We start from the raw sequence: 14078 nt of genomic DNA, 5'->3' as shown, positions 1-14078 counted from the left end.
TTTTGCGGAAGCGCGTTGCGCAAGCGATGCAACCTGATGTTGGTCATCGGGTCCTGTGATGCGGGATAATGACCTGGAAGCAATGTGTTCGATGCCGGTGACGTGTGCTCCCGATCAGGGGCCGTCGGCTGACGAAGAGCTGGTTTCAGGAAGGGGAACAAGCATGGCGGCCATGAAGCCGCGGACGGGCGACGGCCCGCTCGAGGTGACCAAGGAGGGGCGGGGCATCGTCATGCGCGTTCCGCTCGAAGGCGGCGGTCGGCTTGTCGTCGAGCTGACCCCGGACGAGGCCGAAGCCCTCGGCGACGCCCTGAAGCAGGTAGTCGGCTGACGCGACAAGCCAGGATTGTCCGCCCCTGCCCCGGCACGGTACCCACCGCGCCGGGGCAGGGGTGTGTCGGGGGTGGTTCGAGGGGCGGGGCGGTTCACGGGGCCGGGTGCTTCGAGGAGCGGCGGGGGTGCCGTCAGCCGCGCCGCACCGCGCACAGCAGACCGTCGCCCACGGGGAGCAGTCCCGGAAGCAGCTCCTGGCTCTCCCGGACCGCCCGCAGCAGCTCCCGTATCCGCAGCACCTCGGCCGGCTGCGCCGCCGAGTCGACCGTGCGGCCGTCCGCGAAGACGCCCTCGAAGCAGACAAGACCGCCCGGTCGCAGCAGGCGCAACGATTCAGCGAGGTAGTCCAGCAGCTCCAGCCGGTCGCCGTCGCAGAAGACCAGGTCGTATCCGCCGTCCGCGAGCCTCGGCAGCACGTCCAGGGCGCGGCCGGGGATGAAGCGCGCCCGGTTCCCGGCGAATCCCGCCGCCCGGAAGGCCGTCTTCGCGAACTGCTGGCGCTCGGGCTCCAGGTCCACGGTCGTCAGCACGCCGTCCGGCCGCATGCCGTGCAGCAGATAGATCCCGGACACGCCCGTCCCGGTACCGATTTCGGCCACCGCTTTCGCGTCCGCCGTCGCCGCCAGCAGGCGCAGAGCGGCGCCGGTGCCCGGTGACACCGAGGGCAGCCCTGTCTCCCGGGCCCGGTCGCGGGCCCAGCGCAGCGCTTCGTCCTCGGCGACAAAGGCGTCGGCGAACGCCCAGCTCGTCTGCCGGTTGGCGGTAATGGCCCTCTCCTGTCCCCGTAGTTGGCGCAACGGTGACTGTATCCGCTGCGCACGGGAACCCGCAGATGGGACCGCGCGTTCACCAGGGCAGGACGTCGATGCGGGCGGCGGGTGACCGGTCCCCAAATTCGCGTAAAGATTCTTATCCGGAGCTAACGGGCGAGGTGGCTATGGTAGGGGCTCCACTGGACACCACCAGAGCCGACAGGGGAGGTGCGGCTGCGCCTGTGGATCGGGGAGGAGTGCTTCGGCGTCTTCTCAGGTCGGCGGGTGAGCCGAAATCCGTGACCGACACCGCTGACCGAATCCACACCGCAGACTCCGCTCCCACCACCGCGACCTTCGCATCGGATGCGGAATCGCAGGCGTGGACTCCGCCCACCTGGGAGGAGATCGTCAGCACGCACAGCGGCCGCGTGTACCGCCTCGCCTACCGGCTCACCGGCAACCAGCACGACGCCGAGGACCTCACGCAGGAGGTCTTCGTCCGCGTCTTCCGCTCGCTGTCGACGTACACGCCGGGCACGTTCGAGGGCTGGCTGCACCGCATCACCACGAACCTCTTCCTCGACATGGTCCGCCGCAAGCAGCGGATCCGTTTCGACGCCCTCGGCGACGACGCGGCCGAGCGGCTGCCCAGCCGTGAGCCCTCCCCGCAGCAGGCGTTCAACGACACGCACTTCGACGCCGACGTCCAGCAGGCACTCGACACCCTCGCACCCGAGTTCCGTGCCGCGGTCGTCCTCTGTGACATCGAAGGACTCTCGTACGAGGAGATCGCGGCCACGCTCGGCGTGAAGCTCGGCACGGTCCGCAGCCGTATCCACCGGGGCCGCTCGCACCTGCGCAAGGCGCTCAAGCACCGTTCCCCCGAGGCCCGGGCGGAGCGTGCCCTGGCCACCGTCGGTTGGGAGGGCGGAACGGCGTGAACAGCAGTCCTGCCGGCCCGACCCCCGCGGAGCAGCACCTCGGGGACCGGCTCGCCGCGCTGGTCGACGGGGAGCTCGGCCACGACGCCCGCGAGCGGGTTCTCGCGCACCTCGCGACCTGTGCCAAATGCAAGGCGGAGGCCGACGCCCAGCGTCGGCTGAAGAGCGTCTTCGCCTCCACCGCACCCCCTCCGCCCTCGGAGGGGCTCCTCGCACGCCTCCAGGGGTTGCCCGGGGGCCCTCCGGGGGGTGACGAGCGTCGGGGGGGACCCTTCGACGAGATCTTCGCCCTGGGCGGCTCCGTCGGCCCCGGTCCGGGCGCCGGTGGTCTCGGCGACCTCGGCGGAGTGAAGTCGGACGGCTTCGCGACGGCCGGTGCGGTCTCCCCGCACTCCGGTTTCCGTATCCACGCCGCCGGCGGGCGGCCCGACCAGGACCGCTCGTCGTGGCGTGGCCGGCGCTTCGGCATCGCGGCCGCCAGTGCCGTCTCGTTCGCCGCGATAGCGCTCGGCGGCGCCCTTCCGCTGGAGACGACGCCGAACATCGGCGCGCGCGGCGATGGCACGGGTACGAACGTCACCCCGCTGAGGGCCACCGCCTCCGGCGGCCCCTCCCTCACGGGCTCGCTCCCCGGCACCGGCTCGGGCAGCGGATCCGGTACGGGCACGGCTGTGGGCACGGCCTCCGGCAGGGGCGGGCGTGCGGCGGAGCGTGCGGCCGCCGACTCCTCGACCAGGCGCATCGGCTTCGGCTCGACCACGGGAACGGTGTCCGCCGGACCCCTGCTGCCGGGCGGCGTGACGCCCACGGAGACCGTCGGTCTCCAGGGGACGCCCGCGCCGTCCGTGCTGGAGCTCTCGCCGTTCGTCCGGCCCACGGGGCCGGCCCTGCGGCTGGCGTTCACCTCCGGATTCGACGCCCTGAGCGGTACGGGAGTCACCCCGGCTCCGACCCCGCTCGGGGCCCCGAGTCCGACGACGACACCGCTCACCTCCCACCGCTGACCCCGGACCTGGTTGAATCCAGGGCACGAGTGCCCGCCGCGAGGCGGGCACGGACAGGCCAGCTGTTGCGGGGAGAGCATGAACGACGGGAAGCCGACCGGCCAGAAGCCGAAGTGGTGGAGTCGGCCGACGAGTACGCCGCCGGCGGCCGTACCGGAACCGGCGGCGCCGGTCGCGGACGAGGGCGACTTCACCCTCGCCGCCCCCGCGACGCCGGCGGCCCCGGCTCCGGACCCCGCGCCCGCCGCCGTCCCCGTACCGCAGCAGGCCCAGGCCCAAGCCGAGCCGCAGGACCGGGCCGAGGCTCCGGCCCAGGCGCTCGCGACCGCGGAGACCCGGACGCCTGAGACCGCGACGCCTGTGACCGGGACGCCGGAGTTCCCGGCCGCGGAGATCGCCGCCTCGGAGGCCGGGGCCCAGGAGACCGCCGTTCCGGAGGTCCCGGCTCCGGGTGCGGCCGTGCCGGAGCCCGTGCCCGCCGCCGTACCGCAGCAGGCGCCGGCTGACGTCCAGGGCCGGGGCGAGGTTCCGGCCCCGCAGCCCTTGCACGAGCCCGACGAGTACCGGACCCCGCCCTACGGCGGGCCGGGACCCTGGGCCCCCGCCCCGCCCGTGCAGCGGCCCGTGGCGACTCCGGCCCACGAGCTTCCCGTACCGCATCAGCAGCAGACCGCCCCGCAGCCGGTCCCCGCCCCGCAGCCCCAAGCCCCGCAGCCGGTCCCCGCCCCGCCCGCGCAGTGGGTGCAGTACGACCCCTGGGGAGCACCCGGTGCCCCGGTCGCCCCGCTGACCGTCAGCTCCGTGCCGCCCGCCGAGAGCCGTCGCTCCCGTCGTGGGCTGGTGCTCGCGGGCGTGCTGGTCTTCGCGCTCCTCACCGGCGTCGTCGGCGGCGCGATCGGCGCGTACGTCGAGCGGAACGGCGGCATCACGACCGTCGAGCTGCCCCAGGCGGGCGCCGAGGACTCCGGCCGGGCACCCGACAGCGTCGCGGGCATCGCCGCCAGCGCCCTGCCGAGCGTGGTCACCCTCCACGTCAGCGGCGCGGGCTCCTCCGGCACCGGAACGGGCTTCGTCCTGGACACCCAGGGCCACATCCTCACCAACAACCACGTGGTCGACGCGGCCGCCTCCTCCGGCGAGATCACCGTCACCTTCAGCAGCGGCGAGACCGCCGACGCCAAGCTGGTCGGCAGGGACAGCGGCTACGACCTCGCCGTCGTCAAGGTCACCGGCGTCTCGGGGCTCAAGCCGCTGCCGCTCGGCAATTCGGACAACGTCCGCGTCGGCGACCCCGTCGTCGCCATCGGCGCCCCCTTCGACCTCCAGAACACCGTCACCTCCGGCATCATCAGCGCCAAGGAGCGCCCCATCACGGCGGGCGGCGAGAAGGGTGACGGCAGCGACGTCAGCTATGTCGACGCCCTCCAGACCGACGCCCCGATAAACCCGGGCAACTCGGGCGGCCCGCTGGTCGACTCCAAGGCCCGCGTCATCGGCATCAACAGCGCGATCCGTGCGGCCGGCGACGGTTCGGGCGGCGACAGCGGCGCCCAGTCCGGTTCCATCGGCCTCGGCTTCGCCATCCCGATCAACCAGGGCAAGCGGGTCGCCGAGGAGCTCATCAACACCGGCAAGGCCACCCACCCCGTCATCGGTGTGAGCCTCGACATGCAGTTCAACGGCGACGGCGCCCGCGTCGGGGAGAAGGGCAAGGACGGTTCCGCCTCGGTCACCCCGGGCGGCCCGGCCGCCAAGGCCGGCGTCCGCGCCGGTGACGTCATCACCAAGGTCGACGGCCAGCGGGTCCACAGCGGCGAGGAGCTGATCGTCAAGATCCGCGCCCACCGCCCCGGCGACCGGCTGGAGCTCACGCTCCTGCGCGGTGGCAAGGAACAGACCAAGACGTTGACGCTCGGTTCCTCGCAGGGCGACTGAACGCCATGTGGGGGACACCGCAAGGTACCCGCCCGGCGGTTTCGGCGGGTACCGTGGAGCGGGCCCCGGACCCCGTGTAAGGAGCAGCAAAGGTGTTCAACGACATCGGCATACTCGAGCTCGTGACGCTCGTGGTCCTCGCCGTACTCGTTTTCGGCCCGGACAAGCTGCCGAAGGTCATCCAGGACGTCTCGCGCTTCATCCGGAAGATCCGTGAGTTCTCCGAGAGCGCGAAGCAGGACATCCGCTCCGAGCTGGGGCCGGAGTTCAAGGACTTCGAGTTCGAGGACCTCAATCCCAAGACGTTCCTGCGCAAGCAGCTGGACGGCAACGAGGACCTCAAGGAGCTGAAGGAGCTGCGCAGCAGCTTCGACCTCAAGAAGGAGATGAACGAGGTCGCGGACGCGGTGAACGGGCGCGAGCCGGAGCCGTCCGCCGTCCCCGCGGCGGTCAACGGGTCGTCGCCGGACCTGCTGAAGAAGCAGGACAAGCCGGGCACCGACGAGCGGCCGCCGTACGACTCCGACGCGACCTGACGACCTGGGCTGACACGACCTGACGCCAACCGGTGGATATCCTCCCTCTGTTGTCCGCCGACGCGGGCACGACGGATCGAGGAGGCGGCCGAGATGGAGACGACGAGTCGGGTGGAGGGAGTGCCCGCAGCCCGGGGTACGGCCGAAGGCTATCTGCGCGCACCCTTCACCTGGTACGGACTCGACGACGCGTTCACCGGACCGCGCTGGCTGATGCAGGTCGGCACGGCGGCGGACGGGACCGTCCAGCACGGTTCGATGGGCCACGGGGACGAGCCGTCCATAAAGTCCGACGCGAGCGGGGTCGAGAAGGAGCGCTTCGCCGTCGTCGTGACGGTCGCGGCGAGCCCGGTGCGCAGGTCGGCGGACGGTACGGGGGTGCTGGACGCGACCACGGTCGCCTCCGCGGCCTGGCTGGCCGGCTCGGGGCTCCTGGCGTACACCTGGCCCGCGCAGCTGGACCACGCGCTGCGCGACGACTGGCTGGACCAGCAGACGGAGACGGCGTTCGAGCTCGCGGACGACCTGGAGGGGGCGGAGTGGTCGACGCTCTCGCTGCCGGTGGACGGGGTACCGGTGCCGTTCCACTACCGGGAGTCCGAGTTCGGCTGGGTGCTGGCCGGCTCCGCGGGTGAGGTGCACATCGGGGCGTACGGGCGTGGCATGAGCGCGTACGGGCTGGGGTTCGCGGGGGTCAAGGACCTGGACGCGTACGCGTAGGCACGAGGCATGACGAAGGGGCGCCGCTCGATGTGAGCGGCGCCCCTTCGGCCTTCAGAACTTGTTGCGCGGGGTGATGCCCAGGCTCATGCCCGAGAGGCCCCTGGCGCGGCCGCCGAGCTTGCCGGCGATGGCGCGGAGCGCCGCGCCCGCGGGGGAGTCCGGGTCGCTCAGGACCACCGGCCTGCCCTCGTCGCCGCCCTCGCGCAGACGGACGTCGATCGGGATGGAGCCCAGGACCGGCACCGTCGCGCCCGTGGTCCTCGTCAGGCCGTCCGCGACCTTCTGTCCGCCGCCCGTACCGAACACGTCGACCATCTCGTCGCAGTGCGGGCACGGCAGGCCCGACATGTTCTCGACGACGCCGACGATCTTCTGGTGCGTCTGGACGGCGATCGAGCCGGCCCGCTCGGCGACCTCGGCCGCCGCCTGCTGCGGGGTCGTGACGACGAGGATCTCGGCGTTCGGCACGAGCTGCGCCACGGAGATCGCGATGTCGCCCGTGCCCGGGGGCAGGTCGAGGAGCAGGACGTCCAGGTCGCCCCAGTACACGTCCGCGAGGAACTGCTGCAGCGCGCGGTGGAGCATCGGGCCGCGCCACACCACGGGGGCGTTGCCCGGGGTGAACATGCCGATGGAGATGACCTTCACGCCGTTCGCCGACGGCGGCATGATCATGTTCTCGACCTGGGTCGGCCGGCCGTCCGCGCCCAGCATGCGGGGCACCGAGTGGCCGTAGATGTCGGCGTCCACGACACCGACCTTCAGGCCGTCCGCGGCCATCGCCGCGGCCAGGTTCACGGTCACGGAGGACTTGCCCACGCCACCCTTGCCGGAGGCGACCGCGTACACCCGGGTCAGCGAGCCGGGCTTGGCGAACGGGACCTCGCGCTCGGCCGTCGTGCCCCGCAGAGCCGAGGCCAGCTCCTTGCGCTGCTCGTCGCTCATCACGTCCAGCGAGACGTCGACGCCGGTGACGCCCTCCACCGCCGCGACCGCGTCCGTGACGCGCTGCGTGATCGTGTCGCGCATCGGGCAGCCGGAGACGGTGAGATAGACCGTGACGGCGACCCTGCCGTCGGATCCGATCTCCACCGACTTGACCATGCCGAGCTCGGTGATCGGTTTGTTGATCTCGGGGTCGTTCACCGTCGCCAGTGCTTCGCGCACCGCGTCTTCCGTAGCCATACGGAGATGGTACGGCGCGGACCACCGGCGCCGGAAAGTCTGTCAGCGGTCGGGTACGTCACTTCCGCGATCGCCGGCGGAGGGGAATAGATCGCGAGGACCCCGGTGGCCGTCGCTCCGCTCCTCCATCTCCTTGATCAGGTCCTGGAGCTCCGAGCGGATCCAGTCGCGGGTCGCGACCTCCCCCAGGCCCATCCGCAGCGCCGCGATCTCCCGGGTCAGGTACTCGGTGTCGGCGATGGACCGCTCGTTCTGCTTGCGGTCCTGCTCGAGATTGACCCGGTCCCGGTCGTCCTGGCGGTTCTGGGCGAGGAGGATCAGCGGCGCCGCGTACGAGGCCTGGAGCGACAGGGCGAGCGTCAGGAAGATGAACGGGTACTCGTCGAACTTCAGCGACGACGGCGCGAAGATGTTCCACAGCACCCAGACGATGATGGTGATCGTCATCCAGACGATGAACCTGCCCGTGCCCAGGAAGCGCGCGATCCGCTCCGAGAACCGGCCGAAGGCCTCCGGGTCGTACTCCGGAAGGAACCTGGGCCGCCGCTCGCGCGGGAGATCGAGCCGGATCCGCGGCAGGGAGCGCTCCCGTTCCCGCTCCCTCTCCGGCGCGCGCTCAGCCCCCATGAGTGGCCTCCTCGCCGTGGAACTCCGTCTCCCGCCAGTCCTCCGGCAGCAGGTGGTCGAGCACGTCGTCGACCGTGACCGCGCCGAGCAGGGAGCCGCTCTCGTCCACCACCGGCGCCGCGACCATGTTGTACGCGGCGAGATAGCTGGCGACACCCGGCAGCGGGGTGTCCGGGGCCAGCGGCGGCAGATCGCTGTCCGCCAGCGAGCTGACCAGGGTGAACGGCGGATCGCGCAGCAGCCGCTGGAAGTGGACCGTGCCCAGGTACTTGCCCGTCGGCGTCTCGTCCGGCGGCCGGCAGACGTACACCTGCGCCGCCAGCGCCGGGGAGAGGTCCTGCTGCCGTACGCGGGCCAGCGCGTCCGCCACCGTGGCGTCCGGCCGCAGCACGATCGGCTCCGTGGTCATCAGACCGCCGGCCGTCCGGTCCTCGTACGCCAGCAGCCGGCGGACGTCCGCCGCGTCGTCGGGCCGCATCAGCATGAGCAGCCGCTCCTTGTCCTCCTCCGGCAGCTCGGAGAGCAGGTCGGCCGCGTCGTCCGGGTCCATCGCCTCCAGGACGTCCGCGGCGCGCTCCTCCTTGAGCTTGCCGAGGATCTCGATCTGGTCGTCGTCCGGCAGCTCCTCCAGGACGTCGGCGAGCCGGTCGTCGTCCAGGGCGGCGGCGACCTCCGCGCGTCGCTTGGGGGAGAGGTGGTGCAGCACGTTGGCCAGGTCGGCGGGGCGCAGCCGCTCGAAGGTGGCGACCAGGTTCTCCGCGCCCTGACCCTCCTCCTCCAGGGAGAAGCCCGTCACTGCGGACCACTCCACGGTCAGCGTCTCGCCCTTGCGGCGCAGCGCGCCGGGCTTGCCGCGTCGCACGAAGACCTTGTCGATCTCCCACTCGCGGCGGGCGGGGAGCTGCTGGATGGCCACGTCGAGCACGGTGACGTCCTCGTCCGTGCCGACGAGCCGCACCCGGCGGTCGAGGAGTTCGCCGAGGACGAGCCGCTCGGTGGGCCGCTGCTCGAAGCGGCGCATGTTGACCACGCCCGTGGTGATGACCTGGCCGGACTCGACGCCCGTGATCCGGGTCATCGGGACGAAGACCCGGCGGCGACTGAGCACCTCGACGACCATGCCGAGCAGCCGGGGCGGACGGCGGCCCACGCGGAGCATCGCGACGAGGTCGCGGAGCCGTCCCACCTGGTCCCCGTTGGGGTCGAAGACCGGCACGCCGGCGAGGTGCGAGACGAAGATCCGGGGAGCGCCTGCCGCCATGCCACGCGCCTCCTCGGTGCCGCTCGATTCGGGTCATTGCTGAGGTATGCCGGGTTCAGGCTAGCCCGTGCCCATCCGTGGCGCCCCGGCAGAGCGCCCGTACGGCTGCCTGCGGCGACGGCGCGCCGCCCGGGTACGCTGCGGTCTGCCGTTTCTCCCACCCACGACGACGAGAGGCAGCGCAGGTGCCCCTTCTCCCCACCGCCGCGCGCGTCCCCGGGGCGCGCATCCGTAGGGCCGTCCTGCCGCTGGCGCTCTGCGCCGGTCTCGCGGCCGGACTCACCGGCTGCGCGGAGGATCCCGACGAGGGGACGAACGGGATCGGGAAGCTGGCTCCGGACGCGATCGAGGAGAAGGCGCAGTCCGCGGCGGACGCGGCGAAGGCCGTCCGGCTCGCCGGGACGCTGGTCAGCAAGGGCGGCACGTTCAAGCTGAACATGCGCCTCAAGGACGACGGCGCGACCGGCTCGGTCGTGACGAAGAACAGCACGTTCGAACTGCTGCGGGTCGGCGACGCGCTCTACATGAAGGCCGACGCGGCGTTCTGGACGCACGGCGAGGGCGGCGGCGAAGGTGACGGCGCGGGCGACGGCGGCGGCCAGGGGTCGGAGACCCCTTCGGAGGCCGACAGCGAGGCCGCGGACAAGCTCCAGGACAAGTACGTCAAGGTGCCGCAGGACGACCCCTCGTACAAGCAGCTCCGCGGCTTCACCGACATGGACCTCCTCCTGGACGGGCTGATCGGCCTCCACGGGGAGGTCGTGAAGGGCGACCGGGACAGGATCGGCGGCATCCGTACGGTCAAGGTCAAGGGCGGCGAGGACGGCGAGGGCGGCACGCTGGACGTCGCCCTGGAGGGCACCCCGTTCCCGCTCCAGTTCGCCCGCGGCGGCGGAGCGGGCGTGGTCGTCCTCTCCGAGTGGGACAAGGACTTCCCGCTGGAGGCCCCGGCGCCCGGCCAGACGCTGGACTACGGCAAACAGCTGCCGCGTACCTGACCTCCGGGCGGGCGCGGTACCGGGGTCAGCGCTTGCGGCGCTTGAACAGCAGGCGGGGGAGAGCCGCGGGCACCGGGCGGCGCGTGAGCGCGTCCGAGGGCTGCGGAACCGCCGCGAGCGAGCCGGTCGGCAGGTCCGTGGTCGAGTCCAGCGGGGCCAGCCGGAGGACGCGGCACTCTCGCGCCCAGCGCTGCGGCATCGCCTCGCCGTCCGTCGCGTTCAGGCGCTTGCCCTTCAGCTCGGCGACCGCCGCGTCCCACTCCTCCGTACCCGGAGCCAGTTCGCTCACCGCGGCCGTCCAGGCGACGACACGGCCGCCCTTGTCCTTGCTGCGGACCGTGACCTCGGCCGTCGAGCCCGCCACGAGCCCCGGCAGCGGCTGCTCGCCCGGACCGTCGCCGACGACGTGCGCCGCGCCCTCGTGCCAGACGTGCCAGAGCGCGCGGGCGGCGGGGGCGTCGCCCCGGGCCCCCCGGACCCAGATGAGGCCGGACTTCTTCGTGGCCTCCTCGACGAGGGCGGGGCCGAGCAGCGTGTCTGTCATGCCCCGCAGCCTATCGAGAGCCGGTCGGTCGGACGCCTAGGGCGTGTTGCGAAAGTAGCGCCGTCCGCCCGAAGGGCGGGCCCCGCGGCGTCTGGTGCGTGCGATCGCAAGGCGGAGGGTCGTCCTCGTACCGGGTGTACTCGGACGATCCCGACAACGCAGCGAGCGTGCGTGCCAGGCGTCGCGGGGCAGGCGGGACTTTCGCAACACGCCCTAGAGCCAGCCGTTGCGCTTGAGGGTGCGGTGGATGGCGAAACAGATCGCCGTGATGCCGACGAGCACCATCGGGTAGCCGTACTTCCACTCCAGCTCGGGCATGTGGTCGAAGTTCATGCCGTACACACCGCAGACCGCCGTCGGGACGGCGATGATGGCCGCCCAAGAGGTGATCTTGCGCATGTCCTCGTTCTGCGTGACGGTCGCCTGCGCCAGGTTGGCCTGGAGGATCGAGTTGAGCAGCTCGTCGAAGGCGACGACCTGCTCCTGCACGCGCGCGAGGTGGTCGGCGACGTCGCGGAAGTACTTCTGGATGTCGGGGTCCACCAGCCGCATCGGGCGCTCGCTCAGCAGCGCCATCGGGCGCAGCAGCGGGGTGACGGCCCGCTTGAACTCCAGTACCTCACGCTTGAGCTGGTAGATGCGCCCGGTGTCCGTGCCGCGCGTGGAGCCCTTCGCCGGCGGCGAGAAGACGTCGATCTCGATCTGGTCGATGTCGAGTTCGACGGCGTCGGCGACGGCGATGTAGCCGTCGACGACATGGTCGGCGATCGCGTGCAGCACGGCCGACGGGCCCTTGCTCAGCAGCTCCGGCTCGCCCTGGAGGCGGTGGCGGAGGTTGCGCAGCGAGCCCTGCCCGCCGTGCCGGACGGTGATGACGAAGTCGGGGCCGGTGAAGCACATCACCTCGCCGGTCTCGACGACCTCGCTGGTGGCGGTGAGTTCGGCGTGCTCGACGTAGTGGATCGTCTTGAAGACGGTGAAGATGGTGTCGTCGTACCGCTCCAGCTTCGGTCGCTGGTGGGCGTGGACGGCGTCCTCCACGGCGAGCGGGTGGAGCCCGAACTCGGCCGCGATACCGGCGAATTCGGCCTCGGTCGGCTCGTGCAGGCCGATCCAGGCGAAGCCGCCGCTCTCCCGTACCTGGCGCATCGCGCCGCGCGGGGTGAGGCAGGCACGGTCGTCCACACGCCGCCCGTCGCGGTAGACCGCGCAGTCGACGACGGCGCTGGAGGCGGACGGGTCGCGGGTCGCGTCGTAGTTCGCGTACGGCGAGGCGCTGCCGGCGGTGGGCTTGCGCAGGGAGGGGCGCAGGGAGGGGCGGACCGCGGCTCGCAGGTCACGGATCATCGACATTTGGCATGCTCCTTCACGGAGAAGCCGTCGGCGAGGCGTGGCACAGCCCGGAATGGGGACGTGGTGCTACGTCGTCCACAAAGCGGGCGGCACCGCGGGATCGCGGTGACGGCGTTCGCTACAGACAGGCAAAGGCGAAGTGCTCTTCCGTCGTGCGAGATGCCGGGTGACGGTGGGCGGACCGGATGCGGAAGGCCTCAGATCACCGGGAGGAACGCACCGGGCTGGGGTGCGGGGGCGGAAGAGCGGTTGGTACTGCCCGATCGACTTCGATCCACGCAGCCCCACCTCCTCCGGCCGGTCCCCCTTGGGGGATGACGAGTTGGTCGGGAGTACCGACCAGCGGCCAAGACTATCAGCCGACAGAGGGTCAATCCCTTCCATTGCCCGTTTCCCACGCGCTTTATGCTCACCGCATGGGAGAAGTTCTTGCTCTGGTCGAGGCCCGGCTGCGTTCGGCGCTCGGTGAACCGGACGCGCGCGCCGCGGTGACGTTTCTCGGCACGGACCGGATCGAGGTGCTCCGCTTCATCGACGGCGACGTCGTGAGATACGCGACCCTCGGGATGTCCGCGTACCCGATGACCGACCCGACGGCCGCGCTCGCCGATCCGGTGAAGGGCCCGCGCGCGGAGCTGGTGCTCTCGGTACGGGCCGGGCTCGCCGACACCGACAAGGTGCTGCGGCCGCTCGCCGTGCTCGCGTCGACCCCGCAGGTCGAGGGTGTCGTCGTGGCCTCCGGCGCCTCGCTGGACGTGGGTGAACCCCTCTGGCCCGGGGCGCCGTTCAGCTCGGTGCTCGTAGCGGAGCCGGGAGGTCTGGTGGAGGACCTGGACCTCGACGACCCGATGGATCCGGTCCGGTTCCTGCCGCTGCTGCCGATGACGTCCAACGAGGCGGCGTGGAAGCGGGTGCACGGGGCGGACGCGCTCCAGGAGCGCTGGCTGGCGAACGGCACCGACCTGCGTGACCCGCTGCGGCGGTCGGTGACGCTGGACTGACCGACTGGGCCGGTGGACCCGGTGGGTCGGTGGAGCCGGTGGGTTCGGTGTTGCAGAGGATGCCTGCGGTGCCAGAGGTGCCGGAGGTGCCGGACCGACGCGTGCGCCGTGGTGTGTATCACTCGGGGTGAACTGGTCGGTCCGGACGGGTGATCGTCCTTGACGCGGGCGCGGCGGGGTAGGACCGTTGGGCTCTATGAGGGGCGAACCCAGTTGCCCGAAGTGCGGTGGCCGGGTCAGGGCGCCCGGTCTTTTTGCCGATTCTTGGCAGTGCGACGTGCATGGTTCGGTGCACCCGCTGCAGCCCGTGATCCCGCCCAGCGTCGAGGCCCTCGGTGTCGTGGTGCACCGGGCTCAGGTGCCGGTCTGGATGCCGTGGCCCCTGCCGGTCGGCTGGCTCTTCACCGGGGTCGCGTACGCCGGTGACGATCGCAGCGGGGGCCGTGCGACCGCCGTCGCCTGTTCGGGTCCCGGGCCGTTGGGCGGGATCGGTGAGCTGCTGCTCGTGGCGGAGGAGCTGGGCGTCGGACTCGGAGCGCGGTACGCGGGGATCGACGGGCCCGACCCCGGTGCGGGGATGGCCATCGACAAGCCCGCCCAGACCAAGGTGCTCGCGGCGGGTCGGCCGACGCCGCTGTGGCACGTGTCCGGGACCCCGCAGGACCGGGCGGTCTTCGCGGGGGAGGCGCGCGGCCTGTGGCTGTGGGCGATCGTGTGGCCGGAGCAGTCGGGACTGCTGATGTACGACGAACTGGTGCTGACGGACCTGAGGGACGCGGGCGCCGAGGTGGAACTGCTGCCGTGCGGGGCGCTGACGCCGCGTCTGCTGACGTAGGGCAGGGGCGCGGGCGGGGCCGGGTGCGCGCGGGTGGGCGTGCGCGG

At 71.9% G+C, this 14078-nt stretch carries 15 protein-coding genes; 9 read left to right on the top strand and 6 right to left on the bottom strand.

Features of this window, described 5'->3' with window-relative positions:
* The first annotated feature begins 163 nt into the window (after positions 1–163).
* On the top strand, positions 164–331 hold the full coding sequence (locus ACZ3IJ_RS07625) for a DUF3117 domain-containing protein (RefSeq protein WP_006346801.1): 168 nt from the start codon (positions 164–166) through the stop codon (positions 329–331).
* A gap of 133 nt (positions 332–464) precedes the next feature.
* Here the strand turns inward: ACZ3IJ_RS07625 and ACZ3IJ_RS07620 are convergent, their stop codons facing one another.
* Positions 465–1130, bottom strand: coding sequence for an O-methyltransferase (locus tag ACZ3IJ_RS07620; protein ID WP_467466738.1), 666 nt, complete (start codon positions 1128–1130; stop codon positions 465–467).
* Between the two features lie 140 nt (positions 1131–1270).
* On the opposite strand from ACZ3IJ_RS07620, the gene sigE reads away from it, so the two are divergent.
* The 5 genes from sigE to ACZ3IJ_RS07595 all read left to right on the top strand — a co-directional run bounded on the left by sigE (position 1271) and on the right by ACZ3IJ_RS07595 (position 6224).
* Positions 1271–2029: an RNA polymerase sigma factor SigE gene (gene sigE / locus ACZ3IJ_RS07615; protein ID WP_352191173.1), complete on the top strand. Its 759-nt coding sequence runs from the start codon at positions 1271–1273 to the stop codon at positions 2027–2029.
* On the top strand, positions 2026–3033 hold the full coding sequence (locus tag ACZ3IJ_RS07610; RefSeq protein WP_467466737.1) for an anti-sigma factor family protein: 1008 nt from the start codon (positions 2026–2028) through the stop codon (positions 3031–3033). Before sigE ends, ACZ3IJ_RS07610 begins: the two co-directional genes overlap by 4 nt.
* Positions 3034–3111: 78 nt before the next feature.
* Entirely contained in the window at positions 3112–4968 is a 1857-nt protein-coding gene (locus tag ACZ3IJ_RS07605) for a S1C family serine protease (RefSeq protein ID WP_467466735.1), read from the top strand.
* Positions 4969–5060: 92 nt separating this feature from the next.
* Positions 5061–5504, top strand: coding sequence for a sec-independent translocase (locus ACZ3IJ_RS07600; protein ID WP_467466733.1), 444 nt, complete (start codon positions 5061–5063; stop codon positions 5502–5504).
* Positions 5505–5597: 93 nt separating this feature from the next.
* Complete coding sequence (locus ACZ3IJ_RS07595; protein ID WP_467466732.1) at positions 5598–6224, top strand: hypothetical protein; 627 nt, start codon at positions 5598–5600, stop codon at positions 6222–6224.
* Positions 6225–6278: 54 nt separating this feature from the next.
* Here the strand turns inward: ACZ3IJ_RS07595 and ACZ3IJ_RS07590 are convergent, their stop codons facing one another.
* Genes ACZ3IJ_RS07590 through ACZ3IJ_RS07580 form a run of 3 tightly spaced genes read right to left on the bottom strand, consistent with a single transcriptional unit; the run spans position 6279 to position 9300 of the window.
* Positions 6279–7412, bottom strand: coding sequence for an Mrp/NBP35 family ATP-binding protein (locus ACZ3IJ_RS07590; RefSeq protein WP_467466731.1), 1134 nt, complete (start codon positions 7410–7412; stop codon positions 6279–6281).
* A gap of 42 nt (positions 7413–7454) precedes the next feature.
* Positions 7455–8039: a DUF1003 domain-containing protein gene (locus ACZ3IJ_RS07585; RefSeq protein ID WP_391798612.1), complete on the bottom strand. Its 585-nt coding sequence runs from the start codon at positions 8037–8039 to the stop codon at positions 7455–7457.
* Positions 8029–9300 carry a magnesium transporter MgtE N-terminal domain-containing protein gene (locus ACZ3IJ_RS07580; protein ID WP_467466729.1) on the bottom strand — a complete coding sequence of 424 codons (1272 nt, stop codon included), beginning with the start codon at positions 9298–9300 and terminating at the stop codon, positions 8029–8031. Before ACZ3IJ_RS07580 ends, ACZ3IJ_RS07585 begins: the two co-directional genes overlap by 11 nt.
* 185 nt (positions 9301–9485) lie before the next feature.
* Between ACZ3IJ_RS07580 and ACZ3IJ_RS07575 the strand changes: the two genes are divergently transcribed.
* Positions 9486–10298, top strand: coding sequence for a hypothetical protein (locus ACZ3IJ_RS07575; RefSeq protein WP_467466728.1), 813 nt, complete (start codon positions 9486–9488; stop codon positions 10296–10298).
* Between the two features lie 25 nt (positions 10299–10323).
* Here the strand turns inward: ACZ3IJ_RS07575 and ACZ3IJ_RS07570 are convergent, their stop codons facing one another.
* Positions 10324–10842, bottom strand: coding sequence for a hypothetical protein (locus ACZ3IJ_RS07570; protein ID WP_467466727.1), 519 nt, complete (start codon positions 10840–10842; stop codon positions 10324–10326).
* 213 nt (positions 10843–11055) lie between these two features.
* Complete coding sequence (locus tag ACZ3IJ_RS07565) at positions 11056–12195, bottom strand: magnesium and cobalt transport protein CorA (RefSeq protein WP_467466726.1); 1140 nt, start codon at positions 12193–12195, stop codon at positions 11056–11058.
* A gap of 416 nt (positions 12196–12611) precedes the next feature.
* Here ACZ3IJ_RS07565 and ACZ3IJ_RS07560 point away from each other — a divergent pair, with 416 nt between their 5' ends.
* A complete protein-coding gene (locus ACZ3IJ_RS07560) occupies positions 12612–13196 on the top strand; it encodes a suppressor of fused domain protein (protein WP_467466725.1) in 585 nt (194 codons plus the stop codon).
* Positions 13197–13392: 196 nt separating this feature from the next.
* The gene (locus tag ACZ3IJ_RS07555; RefSeq protein WP_467466724.1) at positions 13393–14031 is read left to right on the top strand and encodes a DUF6758 family protein; all 639 of its coding nucleotides are present in this window, start codon (positions 13393–13395) and stop codon (positions 14029–14031) included.
* Positions 14032–14078 lie beyond the last annotated feature (47 nt).

It is taken from the genome of Streptomyces sp. NPDC013317 (assembly GCF_055563155.1).
This window is presented reverse-complemented; position numbering and strand designations above follow the sequence as displayed.